A 19,245-nucleotide genomic window follows, 5' to 3' on the forward strand; every position below is an offset into this window, starting at 1 on the left:
CGTCATCAGGGAAGACCGGATCAACTCGGTCATGCACACGGTCTTTTCCGTGCAGTGAACTATCCCCCTTATGCAGGGGCTCTTCCTGCTCTGCCCCTTCGATCCCGCAGAGATAAAAATGGGTGGTGTGGTTATTCTGGGTTAGAGGTGATGTGTTCGGTAGGATGTTTTATTGGAGGTTCTCCGTCACTCGATCTCCTCCGCCGAGATCTCATTGAGAGCCGGCGAGAGGGTCGCTTCGGGAGAGATATCGAAGTAGGGTTCGATAACTGAGTCGTTCTCACAGTCGTGATACTGCTTTCCTTCGCTCCTGGTCCTCATCCAGAGACGAATCTGCTGGAGTAACGTCACGTGGTTCAATCCTTTCGTCCGCAGCGGGTCTGTTCCCACTGTGACATGCAGCCATTCTGATCTCCAGAGAATAAATCCATTGTGATACGATATTTTGCTGTTAGGGTCCGAAATTTCTGGTAAATCGCAAAAACGTTGGGTTTTAGGTGGTATTCGTGCCAGTTCCGCCCGGGCCCCATTTACGTTCGCCGGAAGATACCGTCGAGTTTCCTCTTATCGAACGCCACCACCGTCGGCCTCCCATGCGGGCAGGTCCAGGGAGTCTTCGTCCGGGCGAGCTGCGCGAGGAGGCGCTTCTGCTGGTCGTGCGTGAGGAGGGCGCCGGCCTTCACCGCGCCCCTGCAGGCGACGATACAGGTGACCGCCTCACGCCGGCCCGGAGCGGTGCGCGACTCGCCGTTCAGGATCTCGGCGATCGTCTCCCTGACGCCCTCGGGGTCTTCGACTGCGCCGAGGGCGGCAGGCACCGCCCGGACGGCGAAGGTGTCCCGGCCGAACTCCTCCACCACGAACCCTTCGCCGGCAAGGAGCCCCGTTGCGTCCCGGAGTGCGGCAGACTCTTTCGGGGGGAGCGAGAGAACGACGGGCACGATCAGTTCCTGCGACCCGGCTCCGGCATCGCGCAGCTCCGTGACCTGGTCGTAGAGAATGCGCTCGTGGGCCGCGTGCTGGTCGACGAGGTAGAGGGTGCCGTCGGTCCCTTCCGCCACGATGTAAGTCGCCGCCACCTGCCCGACCGGCTCCATGGCCGGGAGGAGGTTCTCCGCACCCTCGCCCTCCGTCCGACGGAGCTGCCTATCGGAGAGGGTGAGTTCCCGGTGCCCCGCCGTGTAGGACGATGCGGTCTCGCCGACTGCCGGTGCCGGTCCAGGCGGGAGAATCTGCTGCTGTACCGGCTCGGCCGCCGCCTCGCGGACGAGATCGTGCCCGGCGAGCGCCTCTCCTACCGCGGCCGCAATCGCCGCGAGGATCTCCCGCTCCCGGGAGAGGCGGACCTCCCGTTTCGCCGGGTGGACATTGACGTCCACGAGGCCGGTGTCGATCGAGAGGTCAATGAACGTCACCGGGTAGCGGTCCTTTGGGAGGAGGGTGCCGTAGCCCTCCCGGACGGCGGCGGCGATCTGCCGGGAGGTGATGCTCCTGCCGTTGATGCTGATAACGACTTGCGAGGGGTTCCCCCTGCTCTCCGACGGGCGGGAGATGTAGCCGCGGATAGCGAGGAAGGGGAGCTTCCCCTCGACCGGGACGAGGGCCCGGGCAAGATCCGCACCGTAGAGGCCCGCGACAGCGTTCAGAACTCCTCCCGACCGCTGGGTCGCCATCCGTTCCTTCCCGTTATGCACCACCCGGAAGGCGACCTCGCCGTGCGCGAGGGCCAGGTTCTCCACAACGGTGTAGATGTGGGCGAGCTCGGTGTTCCTGCTTTTGAGGAACTTCCGGCGGGCGGGGGTGTTGTAGAAGAGGCGTTCCACGGCGACCGTCGTCCCTTCCGGCGCACCCACCTCACTCTTCTCCACGACCTCGCCGCCCCTGACGACGATCCGTGTCCCGGCGAGTGCCGCGCCCCCCCGGGGACGGGTGACCAGGGTCACCTCCGCGACGGCGGCGATGCTTGCAAGCGCCTCCCCCCGGAACCCCAGGGTGTGGATGGCGGAGAGGTCGGCGATATCCCGGATCTTGCTCGTCGCGTGGGGATGAAACGCAAGGACCGCCTCCTCCGGCGTCATGCCCTCGCCGTTGTCGGTCACCCGGATCTTCGTGACCCCGGCCATGTCCGAGGCAACGTCGATGAGGATGCTTGTTGCGCCCGCATCGATCGCGTTCTCGAGGAGTTCCTTTGCCACCGACGCGGGTCGTTCCACGACCTCGCCGGCGGCGATCTGATTCACCGTATCGGGGTCGAGGACCTCTATCTTCGTCATCGTCCTCCATCCTCCCCGTTTGCAAGCCGCTTCAACCGGCACAGGGTGTTCAATGCCTCGATCGGCGTCATCTCGTCGGGGTTCAAGGCCGCAAGTTCCCTGACCGCCGGGTTCTCCTCCATGATTCCCTCGCCGGGATCGACGAGGAGCATCTGGGTGTAGCGGGGGGCCCGTGGCCCGCCGGAGTTCTCCCGCACCGATGCCTCCTTCAAGAGCGTCATCGCCCGGTCGGTCACCTTCTTCGGGATGCCGGCAAGGTGCGCCACGTGGACGCCGTAACTCTTGTCGGTCGCGCCGGGGATGATCTTCCGGAGGAAAACGACGTCCTCTCCCGTATCCTTCACGGCGAAGTGGAAGTTCTTCACCCGTTTGAGCGACCCCTCGAGGTCGATCAGATCGTGGAAATGAGTCGCAAAGAGAGTCCGGGGCCCGGAAACTGCTTTCCCATGCAGGAACTCCACCACCGCCCGGGCGATCGCGCACCCGTCGAGCGTGCTCGTCCCCCGGCCGATCTCGTCGAGGATCACGAGGCTCTGCGGCGTCGCGTTGTTTAAGATGTTTGCAAGTTCCAGCATCTCCACCATGAACGTCGACTGTCCCGAGGCAAGGTCGTCGAACGCCCCCACCCGGGTGAAGACCCGGTCGACGACCCCCACCGTCGCGTGACGGGCCGGGACGAAACTCCCCATCTGGGCCATGATGCAGCAGAGCGCCACCGCCCGCATGTAGGTTGACTTCCCTGCCATGTTCGCCCCGGTGATGATCGTGATCTGGTCGCCGGCGGAATCAAGGTCGGTGTCGTTGGGGACAAACGGCACCGGGAGGTGCCGCTCAACCACCGGGTGGCGCCCGTCCCTGATGATGGTCCGGCCGCTCTCCTCGATCACCGGGCGGGAGTAACTGTAGCGGGCCGCGACCTCGGCGAGGGCCGCATACACGTCGAGCAGCCCCACCGCCCGTGCGGTCGCCTGGAGACCGGGGACGTCCGCCGCGAGCGTCCGGATGAGTTCGGCGTAGATCTCCGCTTCGAGCGCGCCGAGCCGTTCTTCCGCGGTCGCGATCATCGCCTCCTTCTCCTTGAGGTCGGGTATCGTGTAGCGCTCGCCGTTCGCGGTCGTCTGCCGGCGCTCGTACTCCGGCGGAACCAGGTGCAGGTTCGGTCTCGTCACCTCGATGTAGTAGCCGAAGACCCGGTTGTAGCCGACCTTGAGCGACTTGATACCGGTCCTCTCCCGCTCCTGCTGCTGGAACTCCACGATCCAGTCCTTCCCGGACGTCGCAAGGTGCCGTAGTTCGTCGAGTTTCCCGTTGAACCCTTCCCTGATCATCCCGCCGGCCACCGCGCGCGCCGGGGGCTCGTCCACGATCGCCCGTCCGACGAGTTCCCTGACGGAGGCATGGTCGCTCATCGCGTCGAGGGCCTCATGGACGAGCTCCGGCACTTCGCCGGAAAAAAGCGCCTTTACATCCGGGATCGCTTCGAGGGACTCCTGGAGTGTCGCAAGGTCCCGTGGGCCGGCATTCCCGTAGGCGATCCTTCCTGCGATCCGCTCGATGTCGGCGAAGGCGCCGAGGGTTGCGCGAAGTGTCTGCCGGTCGAGCGCGTGATCAACGAGCCATTCCACCGCATCAAGCCTCCCCTCGATCGCCTCCTTCTCGATCAACGGGCTGATCAGGAACGAGCGCATCGTCCGGCTCCCCATCGATGTCGCCGTGACGTCGAGCGCGGCAAGAAGCGTGTTCCCGTCGCCAACGCCCTGGATGCCCGTCGTGATCTCGAGGTTTCTCAATGTGATCGCGTCGAGCACCATGTTCCCCGACGGGATCCGGGTCGAAAGCCCCGTGATGTGGGAGAGGGATGAGTGCTGGGTCTCCTGGGCGTAGCGCAGCGCCGCTCCGGCCGCGGCGACCGCTCCCGTCATCCCGGCACACCCGTAACCGTCGAGCGTCGCCGTCCCGAACTGCTCGCAGAGGCGCTCGTACGCCGTGTCGAAGTCAAAGGCGTCGTCGCGGTAACGGCTCACCGTCACCCCGAGCCCCTCAAGCCGGCCGGGGAGCGCGTTCGCCAGGCTCTCCGGGACGATTGCTTCGGACGGGCGGTACCTGGCCGTCTCCGAGACGATATCAGCGTAGTCACGCTCGGCGCTCCCGGAAGAGACGAAGAACTCGCCGGTGGAGACATCCAGGAACGCGAGACCGAAGATCTCTTTCCGGTCGGGGGCGACTGCCATCAGGTAATGGGCCCCCGCGGAGCCGAGCATCGATGAATCGATGAGCGTCCCGGGGGTGATCACCCTCGTGACCTCCCGTTTCACCACGCCTTTTGCAGTCTTTGGGTCCTCCACCTGGTCGCAGATCACCACCTTGTAGCCCTTGCCCACCAGGCGGGCGATGTAGCCGTCGGCAGCGTGGTGGGGGACCCCTGCAAGCGGCATACGGTCGCCGTTCTTATCCTTGCCCCGGGCTGTCAGGGTGATATCGAGTTCCCGGGCTACCACGCCGGCGTCCTCCCCGAACGTCTCGTAAAAGTCCCCCATCCGGAAGAAGAGGACGGCGTCGGGGTACCGGGCCTTCACTGAGTAATACTGTCGCATTGCCGGGGTCGGTCCGTCGGTCATCGCATCTCCGTATAGAATTCGCATGGAGTCACATAAGGGTACTGCCCCGGAAAACCGGCGGAGAATGCTCCGATTCCCCACCCGGCCGGGGTGGTTCCTGCCAAACTAGATACGTCCGAAACGCATACAGGGTACACGATAATTTATGGCGGCGACGATCGCAGAGAAGATCTTCTCGATGAAGTGCGGCAGCACTGTCCGCGCGGGCGACGTGGTGATGGCGCCGGTGGATGCGGCGATGATCCACGACATCACCGGCCCGCTTGCGGTTCGGGTCTTTGGTGAGATGGGTGGAGAGCACGTATTCGATCCGGAACGGATTATTATGCTCTTCGACCACCAGGTGCCTGCCGACTCGATACCGGCTGCCGAGAACCACGTCTTCATGCGGCAGTTCGCAGAGGAGCAGGAAATCCACAACTACGACCTCCTCGAGGGCGTCTGCCACCAGGTTGTCATGGAGAAGGGGCGGGCGGCGCCGGGCGAGATCATCGTCGGGACCGACTCGCATACCTGCACCTACGGTGCGGCGGGCGCGTTTGCGACCGGGATCGGCTCGACCGATATGGGGTTCGTCCTGAAGTTCGGGGCGCTCTACTTCCGGGTGCCGGAGAGCATTCTCATCGAGGTGAATGGGACGTTCGGCCGGAGGGTCGGTCCGAAGGACCTGATCCTCTCGCTTGCCGGGGATATCGGCGCCGACGGCGCGACTTACATGGCGCTCGAGTTCGCCGGCCGGACGATGGAGAAGATGAACATGGCCGGCCGGATGACCTGCGCGAACATGGTGATCGAGATGGGAGCGAAGGCCGGGATCGTCCGGCCCGACGCGGCCACCTGGGACTACGTCGCCGCCCGCCGCGCGATCGAGCCCTTCGACCTTGCGGGCGATCCGGACGCAGCCTACCGGGACCGCCGGCACTACGACGTCACCGACCTCGCACCTCAGGTCGCCGTCCCCCACAACGTCGACAACGTCGTGGACGTCACGAAGGTCGCCGGGACGAAGGTCGACCAGGTCTTTATCGGTTCCTGCACGAACGGGCGCTACGAGGACCTTTTCGAGGCGGCCGAGGTGATGGGGAGCGCTGACCGCTTCGCCTCCGGTGTAAGGGTGATCGTCATCCCGGCCTCGCGGACGGAGTACCTCAAGGCCCTCCGGGCCGGGCTCATCGAGCGGTTCGTCGAGGCCGGAGCCCTTGTGGAGGCGCCGTGTTGCGGCCCGTGCATGGGCGGGGCGTTCGGGCTCCTCGCCCCCGGCGAGGTCTCGCTCTCGACCTCGAACCGGAACTTCCGGGGGAGGCAGGGGAGCACCCAGGCCCGGGTCTACCTCGCCTCGCCGGCGACGGCAGCGGCAAGCGCCCTCTACGGCGAGATCACCGACCCGAGGGAGGTGTGAACCATGCGAGTCTGGAAGTTCGGCGACGATATCGATACGGACGCGATCATACCGGGGAGGTTCCTCACGATCTACGACCCGGCGGAGCTCGCGAAGCACGCGTTCGAGGGGACGCGAGACGAGTTTGCGAAGGGGGCCTGGGAGGGCGACGTCGTGGTGGGGGGCACCAACTTCGGGTGCGGCTCCTCCCGGGAGCACGCACCGCTTGCGCTCCTCGGCGCCGGGGTGAGGGTCGTGGTCGCGAAGTCCTTTGCGCGGATCTTCTACCGGAATGCCGTCAACACGGGGCTCCTGCCCCTGGTCTGCCCGGAGGCGGATGCCATAAAAGACGGGGAGACCGTGAGGGTGGACCTCGCCGGCGGCTATATCGAGGCGGACGGCAGAAGGCTCCCTGTCGAGCCGGTGCCCGGGTTCATGAAGGAGATCGTCGATTCCGGCGGCCTCGTGGCCTACGCGAAGAACCTGGATGAGGTGAAGACATGCAGCACAGAGTAGCAGCAATCGGCGGGGACGGGATCGGCCCCGAGATCGTGGCGGCGGGGAGAGAGGTCCTCGATGCCGCGGGCGAGCGCTACGGTTTTGACATCGCGTGGACCGAGTTCGATATCGGTGCGGAGCGCTACCTTGCAACCGGCGACCTTCTCACCGAAGAGGATATCCGGGAGCTCTCGAAGTTCAACGCGATCTACTTCGGGGCCATCGGCGACGACCGGGTGAAGCCGGGGATCCTGGAGAAGGGCATCCTACTTGCGATCCGGTTTCATTTCGACCAGTTCATCAATCTCAGACCGATCAAACTCCTGGACGGCGTCGAAACACCGCTCGCGAACAAGGGGCCGGAGGATATCGACTTCGTCGTCGTCCGGGAGAACACCGAGGATTTCTATGTCGGTATCGGCTCAAGGTTCAGGGGTGAGCGCGAGTCAAAGACCCTGGAGGTCGTCCGCGACATCTACAATGTCAAATTCGGGCTCGACGTCGAGACCGACGCCGACGAGCTCGCCTACCAGATCGGCATCGTCACCCGGCCGGGCGCGGAGCGGGCGATCCGCTACGCTTTCGACCTCGCGGAGCGGAGGGGCAGGAAGGTCACGTCAGTCGACAAGGCCAACGTCCTCTCCGACGTCTACGGCCTCTGGCGGGACGTATTTTCTGATGTCGCCACCAGCTACCCGGACGTCCGGACGGAGTTCAACTTCGTCGACGCAGTCACGATGTGGTTCGTCAAGAACCCCGAGTGGTTCGACGTCGTCGTCACGCCGAACATGTTCGGCGATATCATCACCGACCTCGGCGCCATGATCCAGGGCGGGCTTGGGCTCGCCCCCGGCGGGAACATCAACCCCGCGGGCACATCGATGTTCGAGCCGATCCACGGCTCCGCTCCGAAATACCGGGGCCTCGACGTCGCAAACCCGCTTGCAACCGTCTGGGCGGGCTCGATGCTCCTCGACCACATCGGCGAGCATGAGGCCGCGGCGGCCGTGCTCCGGGCGATCGAGCGGAGCATCCTTGACGGGTTCGTCACCCATGATATGGGCGGCGCGAGGAAGACGAGCGAGGTCGGGCGGTATCTTGCATCGCTCGTAAAGACGGTGTAGGGCGAGAGCCCCCTCTTATTTTTCCGGAAAAGACCGTCTTTTATATCTCCACACTGCCATGATCTTCTAGACTGATGCCAGACGACCAGCATATGCCGTGTGAGAATCCGCTCTGGCCGTGTGCGATGACCGGGGCGGTCGCCTGCCTTGCGGGGTTCGAGGACCTCGCCGTCATCGTCCATGGTTCGAGCGGATGCTACTTCTACCCTGCGTCTCTCGTCGGGGTCCCTGTCCACGGGACGTTTCTCGTCGAGAACGAGATCATCTTCGGCACGGAGCCACGCCTCGCGGAGGTGATCCGGGAACTCGAGAGCCGGTACTCCCGGATAGCCGTGGTCAACACCTGCGTGCCCGCCGTTATCGGCGAGGATATCAACGGCGTTGCCCGTGACGGGCGGGTCCTCGTCGTCGACAGCCCGGGGTTCCTCGGCGACCTCGAGGCCGGCTATCACCGGGCGCTCGCAGTGGTCGCGCCGGAGGTCGATCCCGATGCCACCGGCGTCAACATCGACGGCATCTGCCGCGCCGACCCCTTCTGCCGGGGGAACACCATCGAGGCGCGACGCCTGCTCGACCTCGCCGGGACGACCGTCGCTACCACCTTCTGCCTGGACCGCTATGCCGCGGCGCACTGTGCGGCACCCTTCACCGTCGGCACGAACCCTGACCTTGCGAGCGGCGTCGGAACGGCGTCCGGCTCGCTCCTGGGACTCGATGCCATCGGCGAGACCTTTGAGGCGCTTGCTGCGGTGATCGACGGCGTCGATTCCCGGCCGATTGCAGAGGAGATCGCCTGGGCCGATGCCCGGATCACAAAAGCCTGCGAGAAGTATCTCCGCAGGTTCGATCCGCCCCGGGTGACGATCGCTGCCGGAGGCTCGTATGCCGCGTTCGCCGCGGACCTCCTCGACCGGTATCTCGGCGCCGAGATCGCCTGCATCGCCGCCCGGAACGACTCCGGTGCATGGAGCAGCGCCGTCACCTATACGACCGACTTCTCACTCATCCGGGATATGATCCGGGACGCCGAGCCGGACCTGATCCTCGGTTCCTCCTATGAGCGGGCGATCGCTCCCCGCGCCGCCTTTGTCGGGCTGACGTCGCCGCTCCGTGGCAGGGTTCTCCTCTCCTCCCGTGCCCTGGTCGGGATCGAGGGGGCGCTCTGGTTGATGGACGAGGTGCTTAACGCCTGCATCAACCGGAACCGGCGCCCGGAGAGCACAGGCAACGGACCGGATCCCGGAAAGCGTTAATACTCGCGGTGCAAGAGCACTCATGCAGGAGAACGGGGAATCGATCCGATCCCCCGGCTGCCGCATGAGTTGGTCAGAATGCCGCTTGTCAAGATTGAGATCCGTTCCGGGAAGCCGGTTGCGTACCGGCAATCGCTTATCGAGAGCCTCCGTGAAGCTTTTGCAGATGCGCTCCAGACCCCGGAGGCTACCCTCTGGATCCGGCTCTGCGAGCGAAAAGAGGAGAACTTCCCGATGCCTCCCGGCCGATCCGACGATGCGGTCCTGATCGAGGTCTCGCTCATGCCGGGGCGGAGCCCCGAGAAGAAGCAGGGGCTCTATCGGGCTATCGTCGGGCACCTCGCCCGTGATCCGGGCGTCCGCCCCGACGACGTCTGTATTGTCCTCTACGAGCCCCCCGTCGAGAACTGGGCCGAAGACGGCGAGGCATTCGTGCCATCCCGGTAAGTCCTCCCGCCCGGCCGGACCTCCCATAAGGTATTTATAGGGCGGCGGAGATCGAGATGCCGATCTCGCCCGTACAGGCGAGGTAGGTATAAGGGGGTTAATGGCATGACACATTTCGGCGGACCCGCCGCCCACGGTATGCTTATCCAGAAGATGTACGATCTCCTTGATGAGGACCAGGCGCGGCAGCTGATGATCCGGATGATCGAGTCCCGTATCAAGATGAAGCAGCACCGGATCGAGGCGATGCAGTACAAGATCGAGACGTATAAGATGGCGCGCGAGATGCTTGAGAAGGGCATAAAGAAGTAAACCTGCGACCCGGTACGCTCCGGTAGGTGAGAACCAGGGGCTGCCTCCTCTTTTTTACCCCTCACGACGAATAAACCGGTATGGACGTGAACGTCAGGGGATATCGCGATGCGGATTATCCGGCAGTCTGTGACCTCGAGCGGGAGAACAGCCCGGAGGGCTGCAAGCCCGAGGTTTTTATCCGGCAGGCGGGCGTCCTCTTTGCCGATACCTTCCTCGTCGCGGAATGCGCCGGGGCGATCGCCGGCTACACCATCGGGGCGCTTGTGCAGCACCGGCCGGAGACCGGGTGGATCCTCCGGCTGGTGGTATCGGGGGAGAACCGGCGCCGGGGGTTCGGTGAGAGCCTTGTTGCCGCGGTCATCGGCGGTCTCCGGGAGCGCGGGGCGGGGGAGGTCTACCTCTCGGTTGCGCCGGAAAACCACGCCGCCCGGACGCTCTACGAGAAGTGGGGATTCCGGGAGGCGGGGTTCTGCCCGGCCTACTTCGGCGAGGAAGGCGCTCGCTTCGTCCTCCGGAGGGACCTCACTGCGGGAAGGCTTAATCCGTTTGAATTGAGATAGGTGGTGTGATCATATGCCGCTCACCCCGCTCCGTATCGGAGAGGCGTTCAAACCGGCGCCGCAGTTCCGGTCCTACCTCTACGCCTCGCTGGTCCTGGCCGTTGTCCTCTTCGTCCTGCCCTGGCTCGTCCCCGTCGTCCTCTTCAGCCCGATGATCATCGGTCTCGCTATCGCGCTGCCGGTCGTTGCCATCGTCCTCTTCGTTATCTACTGGATCCCTCTCTACTACGCGAGCATCGTCTACCGGCTCACCGTCACCGAGATCACCTGGCAGCGGGGGGTCTGGTTCCGGCAGACGGGGATCGTCCCCTACAACCGGATCACGAACGTCGATATCACCCAGGGACCCCTGATGCGGTTCTTCACCTTCTCGGCGGTCAAAGTGCAGACCGCGGGCTACTCAGCCCAGGCGCAGGCGGAGATTCTCCTCAACGGGATCGAGGACCCCAAGGATCTCCAGGAGAAGATCATGAACTTCGTCCGGACGACCGGTCCGACCGCGATCGGGGCCGGGCCGGAGGAGCCGCCGGCACTCCCGGCCGGCGGTGAGGTCGTGGAGGAGCTCCGGGCGATCCGGCGGCTGCTTGAAGGCCGGCAGGAGAGATAACACTTTTTTTTGAGGAAAAAGGTGGGAGGGCTAGCTCCCGACGACCCTATCCCGTTTGATGACCAGGACCGGCTGATTGGCGTTCTTGATCACGTACTCCGAGACCGTCCCGAGCAGCCGGTCGCGGATGTTCGACCGGCCGTGAGAGCCAAGGACGATCAGCGAGGCTCCCTCTGCATCCGCCGCGGCCACGATCTCCTTGCCCGGGCTGCCGACGGGTGTTCGGACGGTCACCTTCACGCCGTGCTTCTCGAGCGCCCGGCGGACGTCGAGGATCCGGTGCTGGATCTCCTCCCGCAGTTGCCGCTGGGTCTCGGTCTCCTGGTCGGGTACTGTCCCGAGGAACCCCTGCCCCCCCATGGCGATCAGGGTGATCTCCTTCTGGTCGATGACGTGGACGAGAACCACCTCCCGGGTTCCCGCCTCCTTCAGTGCGGGGATGTAGCCCAGCACCTTCATGGATGGTTCTGAGAAGTCCGTTGGGAATAAGATGCGTTCGAACATACTCTGGCACTCTCTCCGATGAGTTTCTCTGTGGGCCAGGTATTTAAATGACGTTGTGGGGTGCCTGCCGGGTGAGAGGGGATCGGGGTTCTGGACCAGCATTCCCATGGGCATCAGGGCACTTTCTTCTCAACACAGTACCGGTCAGAACGTTTCTTTATCATCTTGTGATCGCAATCGATTGATCGATATGTGTCTGCAAAATAAGGTTCTTCTTCATGCGCAGAGCTCCAGTTGTGACAATCAGAGTGTTTTACCTTTGCCCTGATGGACGCTTTATTGGAGTTCTCCACTATTCATCCAGGGTCGCCAGGATATCTCGATTCCGATACGGTCGGTCCTGCTTGCCGATGTTCATCCGGTCGAGGAACTCGCCAAGAGGGAGAACTCCCTTCGTTGAACCCGAAGTCCATGATATACTATCCGATCACGAGTATCGGGGTACAGTCGCTCCCCGCGTTCTTATGCATGGAGGACCGGGGGTGACCGTCGTCTTATCTCTTATGGTCGGATCAACGCAATGTTCGACACAGGAGTCTCCGGCAGACAGCCGGTGCCTCACCCCCGCCCCTTCCCCCGGATCAGCACCCGCCACCGGTGCAGCATCCGCCGCAGGCCGGCAGTCCCCACGGGCGCAGGATACGGCAGAGGAATGACCACCCCGTCCGGGGGGGCGATGGTGAGGTCGAGGGCTTCGATGCATTCGGCGCAGACGGCCTCTGCGACCGGGTCCGGGTTGAGTGCCGGGTGGGGAGGCCGGAAACAGACCCGGCTCCCCGCGATGTCGGCAAACCGGGAGAGCATCTCCGCCTGGTAGGCCCGCTCCTCCTCGACGGCGGCCGAAGCGTCGACGCCGCAGATCCGGCCGGCCTCCTCCAGGAACCGGCACGTCCCGGCAAGGCCGGTGGGGAACGATTCGATACAGGGCGTCTTAAACCTCCGCTTGAGGTCCTCGCCGACCGGCCGGAGCGCCGGTTCCCGGAGGATGTTGACGGCAGCAGCGCCGAGGCGTTCGACGTCCCCGGTGCCGATCCGCCGCACGAACCGGAGGTTGATGCCGATGCCGAGCCGCGCAAGGAGACGGGCGATCTCTGCCGCGTTCTCGTCGACGCCGTACTCCAGATTCTTCTCGCCGACCAGGTTCGCCGTCAGCGTCACTTCGGCCGCAGGACTCGCGAGCGTTGCGACCGAGGAGAGAGCGTTTCTGACGCCGGTCTCAAAGACCCCGCCGAGGAACCCCGCGGTCGGCACGGCGACAACCGGGACGCCTCGCGGTTTTGCACAGACCGCCGCGGTGTCGTCCCCGATCGTCTCGACGATGCAGGTCGAGAGAACGAAGACGGAGGTGGGTGCAGGGGAGACCGAGAGCGCCCGTGCTATGGTCTTCTCCAGCGCATCCTCCCCCCCGAATATGATGTCGTTCTCCGTAAGGCGGGTGGAGAGGAGGCGAGGGGCTTCGAGCCGGTCGTTTGAGAGCAGTGTGGCGTGGAGGAGGGAGAAGTTGTGGTGCGTACACCCTGCCGGACCGTGGACGATGCAGACAGCGTCCCGTACCTCCGTGAGCACCGAGAGCGCTCCGGTCAGGGTGCACCCCTCAAACCTGGACGAATTCAAGGGCGAAGGATTCGAGCTCATCCATCTCGAGGGGGGTGGGGATACTCGTCGTTCTGTTTTCGCAGATCGTGCGCCCGAGGTCCCGGTAGACCGCTGCCTGGTTCGATTCGGGGGCGTATTCGACGACCGTCTGCCGGTTCAACTCCGCAACCTGCACCCCGCGGTCGCGGGGGACGTAGGCGATGAGCCGGGAGTTAATCCTGTGGGCGAACTCTTCCACCAGGTCCCGCTCGCCGTCGATGTTCTTTGCGTTGCAGATCACGCCTCCGAGCGTGCACTTGCTCCGCACCCGGCGCGAGAGACGGGCGATGGCCTTAGCGATGTTGTTTGCCGCGTAGACGGACATCAGTTCGCCGGAAGTGACCAGGTAGATCTCCTGCGCGTATCCTTCCCGCATCGGCATCGCAAACCCGCCGCAGACGACGTCTCCGAGGACGTCGTAGACGATTACGTCGCCTTTGAGGGCGTCCAGGCGTTCAAGGAGCTGGAACGTCGCGATGATTCCCCGGCCGGCGCATCCTATCCCCGGTTCGGGACCGCCGGCCTCCACGCACCGCACCCCCCCAAAGCCCCGGTAGACCACATCGTCGACAGTGATAGTTGCATCCCCGCGCTCCCGGATAAGGTCGAGCACCGTCGGGATCCAGGTCCCGTGCATCAGCATGCGGGTACTGTCGTGCTTCGGATCGCACCCGATCTGCAGGATGTCAAGTCCTTCTCCCGCGAGTGCTGCCGATAGGTTTGCCGCCGTAGTGGATTTCCCGATTCCCCCCTTCCCGTAGAGGGCGATCTGCTTCATCATTTCTACTATGCGCTCGCATGGGTAATTAGGTGTCGGATGGTGTTTGCAATGTTCAATCATATATATCTCACTGCAATATAGAACGTGCGTTAAACCAATTACTTTCATAAAATAATCTATATTTACCATTATTTAACTAATTTGATTACAATCCTCTGTTTTTTATTATTAGAAATGTATATAACACTAAAGTATAAACCCCTGGTTAAGCAGGAAGGAGTACGATGGACCCACGGTTTCGATCACGGTTGATTGCGGCGCTTATTCTCATCGCCGTCGTCTGTTCGGCCTTCTCAGTGAGCCCGGTCACCGGCTTCCGCCTGGAGAACAGGGATGGGAGCGGCGCTGAAGCGGCACTTGCAGAGGCCCTGGTGCTACAGCAGAGCACCAAGATCAGAGAAGAGTTTATGGAGGACCTCACTGTCTACATCGACAGCAATAACGCTGTCTTCAAGCAGCAGGATGCTTCCGGGAGCAGCACGAGCGGTCTCTACGTCCCCGGCGAGAATGCCATCTACATCCGCTCGGACAGGGATCCGGCGCGGGCCGACGAGGTCTTCGTCCAGCAGGTCGGGTATCGGGTCTACCGCACCATGGGGTTTGACGAGAGCATGGTCTTTGAGACGCTGGAGATAAACTCCGGGTCGTACCTCTCCCGGGTCAGCGCACCCCCCGGCGAGGAGTGGAAGGCAGCGCTCTTCGCTGAGGCCTTCATGCTCTACCACGTCTCCCCGGCGCTCCTGAAGGCGGATGCCCCTGAGGTCTATACCTACATGGACCTCCTTGTGACGAGCAGCGGGGACCGGGCGACGGTGGACGACCTCTACACCCATTACCAGCCGGAATAACCGGCACCCCTTTTTGGTTCAGTCAAACCGCTTGAAGACTCCCATAACGAGCATGATCACCGGGATGATCTCGAGGCGCCCTATCCACATGATCAAGATGAAGAGGACCTTCGCCGGATCGGCCATGTCAGGTGAGACGAATCCTGCGGTCATGCCGTTGTTGCACATGGCGGAGACGATCTCGAAGATCACGTTGCTCGAGTCGAAGGATGTCGGCTGCAGGTGCATTACAAGCACCGTGGCGACGAAGATCGAGAGGAAGTAGAGCATGATAGTCAGCATGTTCCGGGAGACCTCGAGGTCGGCGACGTTCTTCGGGATCACTTTGCCGTCGTACTTGAAGGGCACGAGCACGTTCCCGGAGACGAACATCCGCCGGAACCACCAGAGCAGGCTCTGAAAGCCGAGGACTACCCGGGAGAGCTTGATCCCGCCGGCGGTGCTCCCCGACGCCCCGCCGATGACCATCAGCATCGAGAGGAAGAGGACCGTCACGCTCGCCCACTCGTTGGGGGAGGCGACCTGGAACCCGGTGCTGGTGATTCCCGCCGCCGACATGAAGAGCGCCTGGCGGATGGCGGTAGGGATATCGGTTGCGTTGAGTGTGACGAGGTCCCACGCTATCACGACGATCCCGAGCGCGATGAGCATGAAGAGAAGGCGTGCCTGCTGGTCGTCGAAGAACCGCACGCCGTTTTGACGGTAGAGGATATAGTAGAGTTTGAACGGCAGAGCGCCGGCGATCATGATCGGGACGACGAGGACCTCAAGGAACGGGTTATTATAGAAGGGGATCCCTGCCGAGTGGATGGAGAACCCCCCGGTGGAGATTGTGACAAGGGCGATGTTCACCGCGTCCCAGAGGGGTATCCCCGAGAGGAGAACGAGCCCGATCGATGCGGCGGTCAGCACCATGTAGATCTTCCACATCTCCATGCCTGTTGCGACGACGCTCGGCATCAGCGCTTCCGAGCGTCCTTCCGAGCGGTAGAGGCGGAACTGGGTCAGCCCGGTCCTTGAGGCCATCGCGATGGTGAAGGAGACGATCCCGAGGCCGCCGAGCCACTGCATCAACGACCGCCAGAAGAGGAGCGTCTGGGGCAGGTCGTCGACGGACCGCATCATCGTCAGACCCGTATCGGTCCACCCCGACATCGCCTCGAAGACGGCGTCGAGGTAGGGGGTACCGAGCCCGAGGCTGAACGGCAGAGCGCTCACCAGCGCCATCGCGAGCCAGATCAGGGCGACGGCCATGAGGGCGGCGGAGAGGGGTGCCTCTCGCTCCTCCCGGGGTACCCGGACAAGGAGCATCCCAAGGAGGAAAAGGGTGACCGGGACAGAGAGCATGGGCAGGATCATCTCCCACTCCCGGTAGACCACCGCTACGAGGAGCGGCACTCCTGTGGCGACGCTCATATACCGGAAGATGTTGCCGATATCGGGTGCGATGGTCGAGAACTGCTCGATCCTGTCCATCGGTACATCTTCTCCGGGAACTCTTATCTATTTTCTCCTGCAGGATTTTTGGCTATTTAGAGGCCAAAAAGCGCCTGGAATCACCGGCGACCGCATATGGATGCACCGTTGCCGATCGAAGCCCCCTCTTCCTCGCCGGCGGCTCCCGGCGCGCTTTCGATGAAGATACGCCGGTTGATGATCCGCCAGGCGAGGATGAGCTGGGCCATATCCCCGGCCGTCAGGTAATCCACGTTCTGGAGAAGGTCGATGGGCTCCACCTGTGTCTGGATCTCGATGTTCTTCTCCAGTTTTTTCACCACGGCTTCATTTAACTCCCCGTCGAACGTGAGCGCCCCCATTGCCTTTCCCCCGATGTCCTCGGTCGTGAACTCGACCATGAAGTTCCGTTGGGAGAGTGAGAGGAGCCCGAAGAGGTCGATGGAAAGGTCGACGTCCCGGATACTCTTATCGAGTTTACTCTGGCAGAGGGTGACATGGTAGATGTTACGCTTCTCGCTTGCTTCCCTCCCGTACTTCGAGAAGGCGATCCTGATGACTGCGTCCGCGAACCGGCACTGGGGCGCGACGTACTGCTCGAAATCGGGCTTGCGGTCTTCCATCTCCTGGATGACCGCATCCACCGAATATCCCCGCTTATCCACGTCGCGTTTGATCTTCCAGGCGCGTTTGACGTCGGGGTCCGGGTCCACGTAGAGTTTGAAGTCGATCAGGTCCCGCATCTTTTTGGTCACGAAGGGGTGCAGCCCTTCGAGGATAAGGATCTTCGTGGGGTTAAACGGCACCGGGGGATCGAACATCCCGTTGTCGTGGTTGTAGACGGGTTTCTGGATCGTCTCTCCTGCTTTGAGGGCGATAAGGTGCTCTTCGAGCAGGTCGAACCGGTTCGCCTCGGGGACAAGCGGCGTGATCCCGAGAACCTTCCGCTCCCGGCGGTCGTACCTGTGGTAGTCGTCGATGGTGATCGTGGAGACGAGTTCCTCTCCGAAGATCTCCCGGATAGCCCGGGTGAATGTGGTCTTGCCGCTTCCGCTGTCTCCCGCCACGCCGATGATAAAGACGTAGGGCGACTCTGCAATGACTCTCTTGAAGTCGGATGATGCCATAACTCAGCTCACTGTTCGGTCGGTATCCCGCACTGTTAAGATTTCGGTGCCGGACGAAGAAGTTTCGGACAAAAAGAGGGAAGCCGGCAGGAATTCACCCTCTTGCAGGAGTCTATGACGGGATGATCCCCGCTTCTTCGTGCTTCTTCCGGATCGCGTCGGCGAGCCGGTCCAGCGCCGCGAAGTCCCCCTCTCTCGGGTAGCCCTTGATGTAGACCGGTTCGATCAACTCCACCTTGAGCCGATCAAGCATACTTGCAAGGGTATCAACGGTCTTCCCGCCCCAGCCGTAGGACCCGATCACCGACGCATACCGGGTTTTCGGGCGAAGGAGGTTTGCGAGGTACGCGGCGTAGACCACCTGCGGGTGGGGACCGAAGATGAGTGTCGGGGTCCCGATCACGACTGTGGCTGCATCCACCAGGGCCTTTGCAAGTTCGCCGATATCCGTCTTCGTGAGGTTGAACGGATGGACCTGGACACCACGCTGTATCAGGGCGGTGGTGAAGTGGTCGACCATTGCCTGGGTGCTCCCGTGCATGGAGACGAAAGGCAGCACCACCACGTTCCTGACGTCGTCGCCTGTCCAGTCACGGTAGGCGTCCATGATGAACGCCGGCCTGTCGTAGACCGGGCCGTGGCTCGGGGCAATCACGGCGATCTCACGTGCTGCGAGTTTCGCGAGGTGCGCTTTGATGCTTGACCGGAAGGGCATCATGATCTCGGCGTAGTAGCGTTTCGCGGACTCGTAGATTACCGCCTCGTCGGGGACGTAGAGGGTACTCGTCGCGTAGTGCGAGCCGAAGAGGTCGCAGGAGAAGAGGATCCGGTCTTCGGGGAGGTAGGTCAGCATCGTCTCCGGCCAGTGAACCCAGGGGGCGAAGATGAACTCGAGTGTCCGATCCCCGAGGGTGAGCGTATCGCCGTCGCTGATGACAATGACCCGGTCCTGGGGGATCTGCAGGAGGTCGACGAGGAAGTCCCGGCACTTCTGGTTCGTCACCACCTTCGCCCCGGGGTAGCGGCCGAGCATCGCCGGTATCGAGCCCGAATGGTCCTGCTCGGCATGGTTCGCGATGATGTAGTCGATCTTATCGACCCCGAGCCGGTCCAGGTTCGCCGTGAGGTCCGCAAACTTCGACGGGTCGACGGTATCGATCAATGCCGTCTTCTCGCTGCCCCGTAGCAGGTAACTGTTGTAGGAGGTGCCGTCGGGGGTTGGGATCAGTTCGTCGAAGATCCGGCGGTCCCAGTCGATGGCCCCGACGGCGAAGACGCCCGGCACGATCTCACGTGGCGTCATGCTCTGCCTCCCCCGGGTACACTCCGACCATTATACGGTGTCTGTGGGTGGTTTCCTGACATCTTTCACACTCCGTAGGCTGCAACCGGCCATGGTTTTCCAGCGTGCCGGTCGGTGAACGTTTATCCGGCCCGAACGCTGATAACGGTTTCGTCTCCCTCACCCGGAGGGGAGGCTGGTCTGCCTCTCGCCCCGGTCTCCCTCCCTCCGGACGGTGTTTGCAAAGAGGTGGGCCTGCCGGGTCGGTTCCGGGAGCCGGTACCCACGGGCGGCCGCGAGGACGAGATCGACTGCAGAGAGGAGGTCGATACGGTGACCCACGGAAACATAGACCGGTTTCGTCCTTTCTTTCGTCCGGACCGCCATCCCTATCGTCTCGCCGTTCCGGAGCACCGGGCTCGTCGAACCCCTGGCGGGGCCGGGCTCCGTCACCGTGCCGACGAGGAGGCTCTTTGCGACCCCGACGGTGGGCCGGTCGAGCAGGATGCCCATGTGGCTTGCGATGCCGAGGCCGCGGGG

General features: G+C 63.1%; 19 protein-coding genes. 9 read left to right on the forward strand and 10 right to left on the reverse strand.

The window, feature by feature from the left end; translation table 11 throughout:
• Positions 1 to 186: 186 nt before the first annotated feature.
• From PLN84_RS09650 to mutS, 3 genes are all read right to left on the reverse strand, one after another.
• Positions 187 to 351 (reverse strand): hypothetical protein, encoded by a 165-nt coding sequence (locus tag PLN84_RS09650; protein WP_292386519.1) that lies wholly within the window; start codon positions 349 to 351, stop codon positions 187 to 189.
• Positions 352 to 530: 179 nt separating this feature from the next.
• The gene (gene mutL, locus PLN84_RS09655; protein ID WP_292386520.1) at positions 531 to 2,273 is read right to left on the reverse strand and encodes a DNA mismatch repair endonuclease MutL; all 1,743 of its coding nucleotides are present in this window, start codon (positions 2,271 to 2,273) and stop codon (positions 531 to 533) included.
• Positions 2,270 to 4,891 carry a DNA mismatch repair protein MutS gene (gene mutS / locus PLN84_RS09660; protein ID WP_292386521.1) on the reverse strand — a complete coding sequence of 874 codons (2,622 nt, stop codon included), beginning with the start codon at positions 4,889 to 4,891 and terminating at the stop codon, positions 2,270 to 2,272. Before mutS ends, mutL begins: the two co-directional genes overlap by 4 nt.
• 145 nt (positions 4,892 to 5,036) lie before the next feature.
• Between mutS and PLN84_RS09665 the strand changes: the two genes are divergently transcribed.
• The 8 genes from PLN84_RS09665 (at position 5,037) to PLN84_RS09700 (ending at position 11,073) form a co-directional block, all read left to right on the forward strand.
• Positions 5,037 to 6,290, forward strand: coding sequence for a 3-isopropylmalate dehydratase large subunit (locus tag PLN84_RS09665; protein WP_292386522.1), 1,254 nt, complete (start codon positions 5,037 to 5,039; stop codon positions 6,288 to 6,290).
• Positions 6,291 to 6,293: 3 nt separating this feature from the next.
• Positions 6,294 to 6,785, forward strand: coding sequence for a 3-isopropylmalate dehydratase small subunit (locus PLN84_RS09670; protein ID WP_292386523.1), 492 nt, complete (start codon positions 6,294 to 6,296; stop codon positions 6,783 to 6,785).
• Positions 6,770 to 7,891 (forward strand): isocitrate/isopropylmalate family dehydrogenase, encoded by a 1,122-nt coding sequence (locus tag PLN84_RS09675; protein WP_292386524.1) that lies wholly within the window; start codon positions 6,770 to 6,772, stop codon positions 7,889 to 7,891. Before PLN84_RS09670 ends, PLN84_RS09675 begins: the two co-directional genes overlap by 16 nt.
• Positions 7,892 to 7,983: 92 nt before the next feature.
• On the forward strand, positions 7,984 to 9,144 hold the full coding sequence (locus PLN84_RS09680) for a nitrogenase component 1 (protein ID WP_292386525.1): 1,161 nt from the start codon (positions 7,984 to 7,986) through the stop codon (positions 9,142 to 9,144).
• 78 nt (positions 9,145 to 9,222) lie between these two features.
• On the forward strand, positions 9,223 to 9,591 hold the full coding sequence (locus tag PLN84_RS09685) for a tautomerase family protein (RefSeq protein WP_292386526.1): 369 nt from the start codon (positions 9,223 to 9,225) through the stop codon (positions 9,589 to 9,591).
• A gap of 105 nt (positions 9,592 to 9,696) precedes the next feature.
• The gene (locus PLN84_RS09690; protein ID WP_292386527.1) at positions 9,697 to 9,903 is read left to right on the forward strand and encodes a hypothetical protein; all 207 of its coding nucleotides are present in this window, start codon (positions 9,697 to 9,699) and stop codon (positions 9,901 to 9,903) included.
• Between the two features lie 80 nt (positions 9,904 to 9,983).
• Complete coding sequence (locus PLN84_RS09695) at positions 9,984 to 10,466, forward strand: GNAT family N-acetyltransferase (protein ID WP_292386528.1); 483 nt, start codon at positions 9,984 to 9,986, stop codon at positions 10,464 to 10,466.
• Between the two features lie 13 nt (positions 10,467 to 10,479).
• Positions 10,480 to 11,073 carry a PH domain-containing protein gene (locus PLN84_RS09700; protein WP_292386529.1) on the forward strand — a complete coding sequence of 198 codons (594 nt, stop codon included), beginning with the start codon at positions 10,480 to 10,482 and terminating at the stop codon, positions 11,071 to 11,073.
• A 30-nt stretch (positions 11,074 to 11,103) separates the two neighbouring features.
• Here PLN84_RS09700 and PLN84_RS09705 read toward each other — a convergent pair whose 3' ends face one another.
• From PLN84_RS09705 to cfbC, 3 genes are all read right to left on the reverse strand, one after another.
• Positions 11,104 to 11,577, reverse strand: coding sequence for a universal stress protein (locus PLN84_RS09705; protein ID WP_292386530.1), 474 nt, complete (start codon positions 11,575 to 11,577; stop codon positions 11,104 to 11,106).
• Positions 11,578 to 12,135: 558 nt separating this feature from the next.
• Positions 12,136 to 13,212, reverse strand: a complete 1,077-nt coding sequence (locus PLN84_RS09710) for a nitrogenase component 1 (protein WP_292558761.1) — start codon at positions 13,210 to 13,212, stop codon at positions 12,136 to 12,138.
• Positions 13,172 to 13,990, reverse strand: coding sequence for a Ni-sirohydrochlorin a,c-diamide reductive cyclase ATP-dependent reductase subunit (gene cfbC, locus PLN84_RS09715; protein WP_292386532.1), 819 nt, complete (start codon positions 13,988 to 13,990; stop codon positions 13,172 to 13,174). Before cfbC ends, PLN84_RS09710 begins: the two co-directional genes overlap by 41 nt.
• A gap of 227 nt (positions 13,991 to 14,217) precedes the next feature.
• Here cfbC and PLN84_RS09720 point away from each other — a divergent pair, with 227 nt between their 5' ends.
• On the forward strand, positions 14,218 to 14,841 hold the full coding sequence (locus tag PLN84_RS09720) for a hypothetical protein (protein WP_292386533.1): 624 nt from the start codon (positions 14,218 to 14,220) through the stop codon (positions 14,839 to 14,841).
• A gap of 18 nt (positions 14,842 to 14,859) precedes the next feature.
• Here the strand turns inward: PLN84_RS09720 and PLN84_RS09725 are convergent, their stop codons facing one another.
• The 4 genes from PLN84_RS09725 to PLN84_RS09740 all read right to left on the reverse strand — a co-directional run.
• A complete protein-coding gene (locus PLN84_RS09725) occupies positions 14,860 to 16,317 on the reverse strand; it encodes a TrkH family potassium uptake protein (RefSeq protein ID WP_292558760.1) in 1,458 nt (485 codons plus the stop codon).
• Between the two features lie 80 nt (positions 16,318 to 16,397).
• Complete coding sequence (locus PLN84_RS09730; RefSeq protein ID WP_292558759.1) at positions 16,398 to 17,423, reverse strand: phosphoribulokinase; 1,026 nt, start codon at positions 17,421 to 17,423, stop codon at positions 16,398 to 16,400.
• 112 nt (positions 17,424 to 17,535) lie between these two features.
• Positions 17,536 to 18,726: an FprA family A-type flavoprotein gene (locus tag PLN84_RS09735; RefSeq protein WP_348532032.1), complete on the reverse strand. Its 1,191-nt coding sequence runs from the start codon at positions 18,724 to 18,726 to the stop codon at positions 17,536 to 17,538.
• Positions 18,727 to 18,885: 159 nt separating this feature from the next.
• A partial coding sequence (locus PLN84_RS09740) for an endonuclease V (RefSeq protein WP_348532033.1) occupies positions 18,886 to 19,245 on the reverse strand: 360 nt, incomplete at its 5' end.

The organism is Methanoculleus sp., assembly GCF_035363275.1.
Taxonomy (GTDB): Archaea; Halobacteriota; Methanomicrobia; order Methanomicrobiales; family Methanoculleaceae; genus Methanoculleus.

Coding starts and splice junctions, on each gene's coding strand:
- mutL (WP_292386520.1), bottom strand. CDS start 2,273: ATGACGAAGATAGAGGTCCTCGACCCCGATACGGTGAATCAGATCGCC.
- mutS (WP_292386521.1), bottom strand. CDS start 4,891: ATGACCGACGGACCGACCCCGGCAATGCGACAGTATTACTCAGTGAAG.
- PLN84_RS09665 (WP_292386522.1), top strand. CDS start 5,037: ATGGCGGCGACGATCGCAGAGAAGATCTTCTCGATGAAGTGCGGCAGC.
- PLN84_RS09670 (WP_292386523.1), top strand. CDS start 6,294: ATGCGAGTCTGGAAGTTCGGCGACGATATCGATACGGACGCGATCATA.
- PLN84_RS09675 (WP_292386524.1), top strand. CDS start 6,770: ATGCAGCACAGAGTAGCAGCAATCGGCGGGGACGGGATCGGCCCCGAG.
- PLN84_RS09680 (WP_292386525.1), top strand. CDS start 7,984: ATGCCGTGTGAGAATCCGCTCTGGCCGTGTGCGATGACCGGGGCGGTC.
- PLN84_RS09685 (WP_292386526.1), top strand. CDS start 9,223: ATGCCGCTTGTCAAGATTGAGATCCGTTCCGGGAAGCCGGTTGCGTAC.
- PLN84_RS09690 (WP_292386527.1), top strand. CDS start 9,697: ATGACACATTTCGGCGGACCCGCCGCCCACGGTATGCTTATCCAGAAG.
- PLN84_RS09695 (WP_292386528.1), top strand. CDS start 9,984: ATGGACGTGAACGTCAGGGGATATCGCGATGCGGATTATCCGGCAGTC.
- PLN84_RS09700 (WP_292386529.1), top strand. CDS start 10,480: ATGCCGCTCACCCCGCTCCGTATCGGAGAGGCGTTCAAACCGGCGCCG.
- PLN84_RS09705 (WP_292386530.1), bottom strand. CDS start 11,577: ATGTTCGAACGCATCTTATTCCCAACGGACTTCTCAGAACCATCCATG.
- PLN84_RS09710 (WP_292558761.1), bottom strand. CDS start 13,212: ATGAGCTCGAATCCTTCGCCCTTGAATTCGTCCAGGTTTGAGGGGTGC.
- cfbC (WP_292386532.1), bottom strand. CDS start 13,990: ATGAAGCAGATCGCCCTCTACGGGAAGGGGGGAATCGGGAAATCCACT.
- PLN84_RS09720 (WP_292386533.1), top strand. CDS start 14,218: ATGGACCCACGGTTTCGATCACGGTTGATTGCGGCGCTTATTCTCATC.
- PLN84_RS09725 (WP_292558760.1), bottom strand. CDS start 16,317: ATGGACAGGATCGAGCAGTTCTCGACCATCGCACCCGATATCGGCAAC.
- PLN84_RS09730 (WP_292558759.1), bottom strand. CDS start 17,423: ATGGCATCATCCGACTTCAAGAGAGTCATTGCAGAGTCGCCCTACGTC.
- PLN84_RS09735 (WP_348532032.1), bottom strand. CDS start 18,726: ATGACGCCACGTGAGATCGTGCCGGGCGTCTTCGCCGTCGGGGCCATC.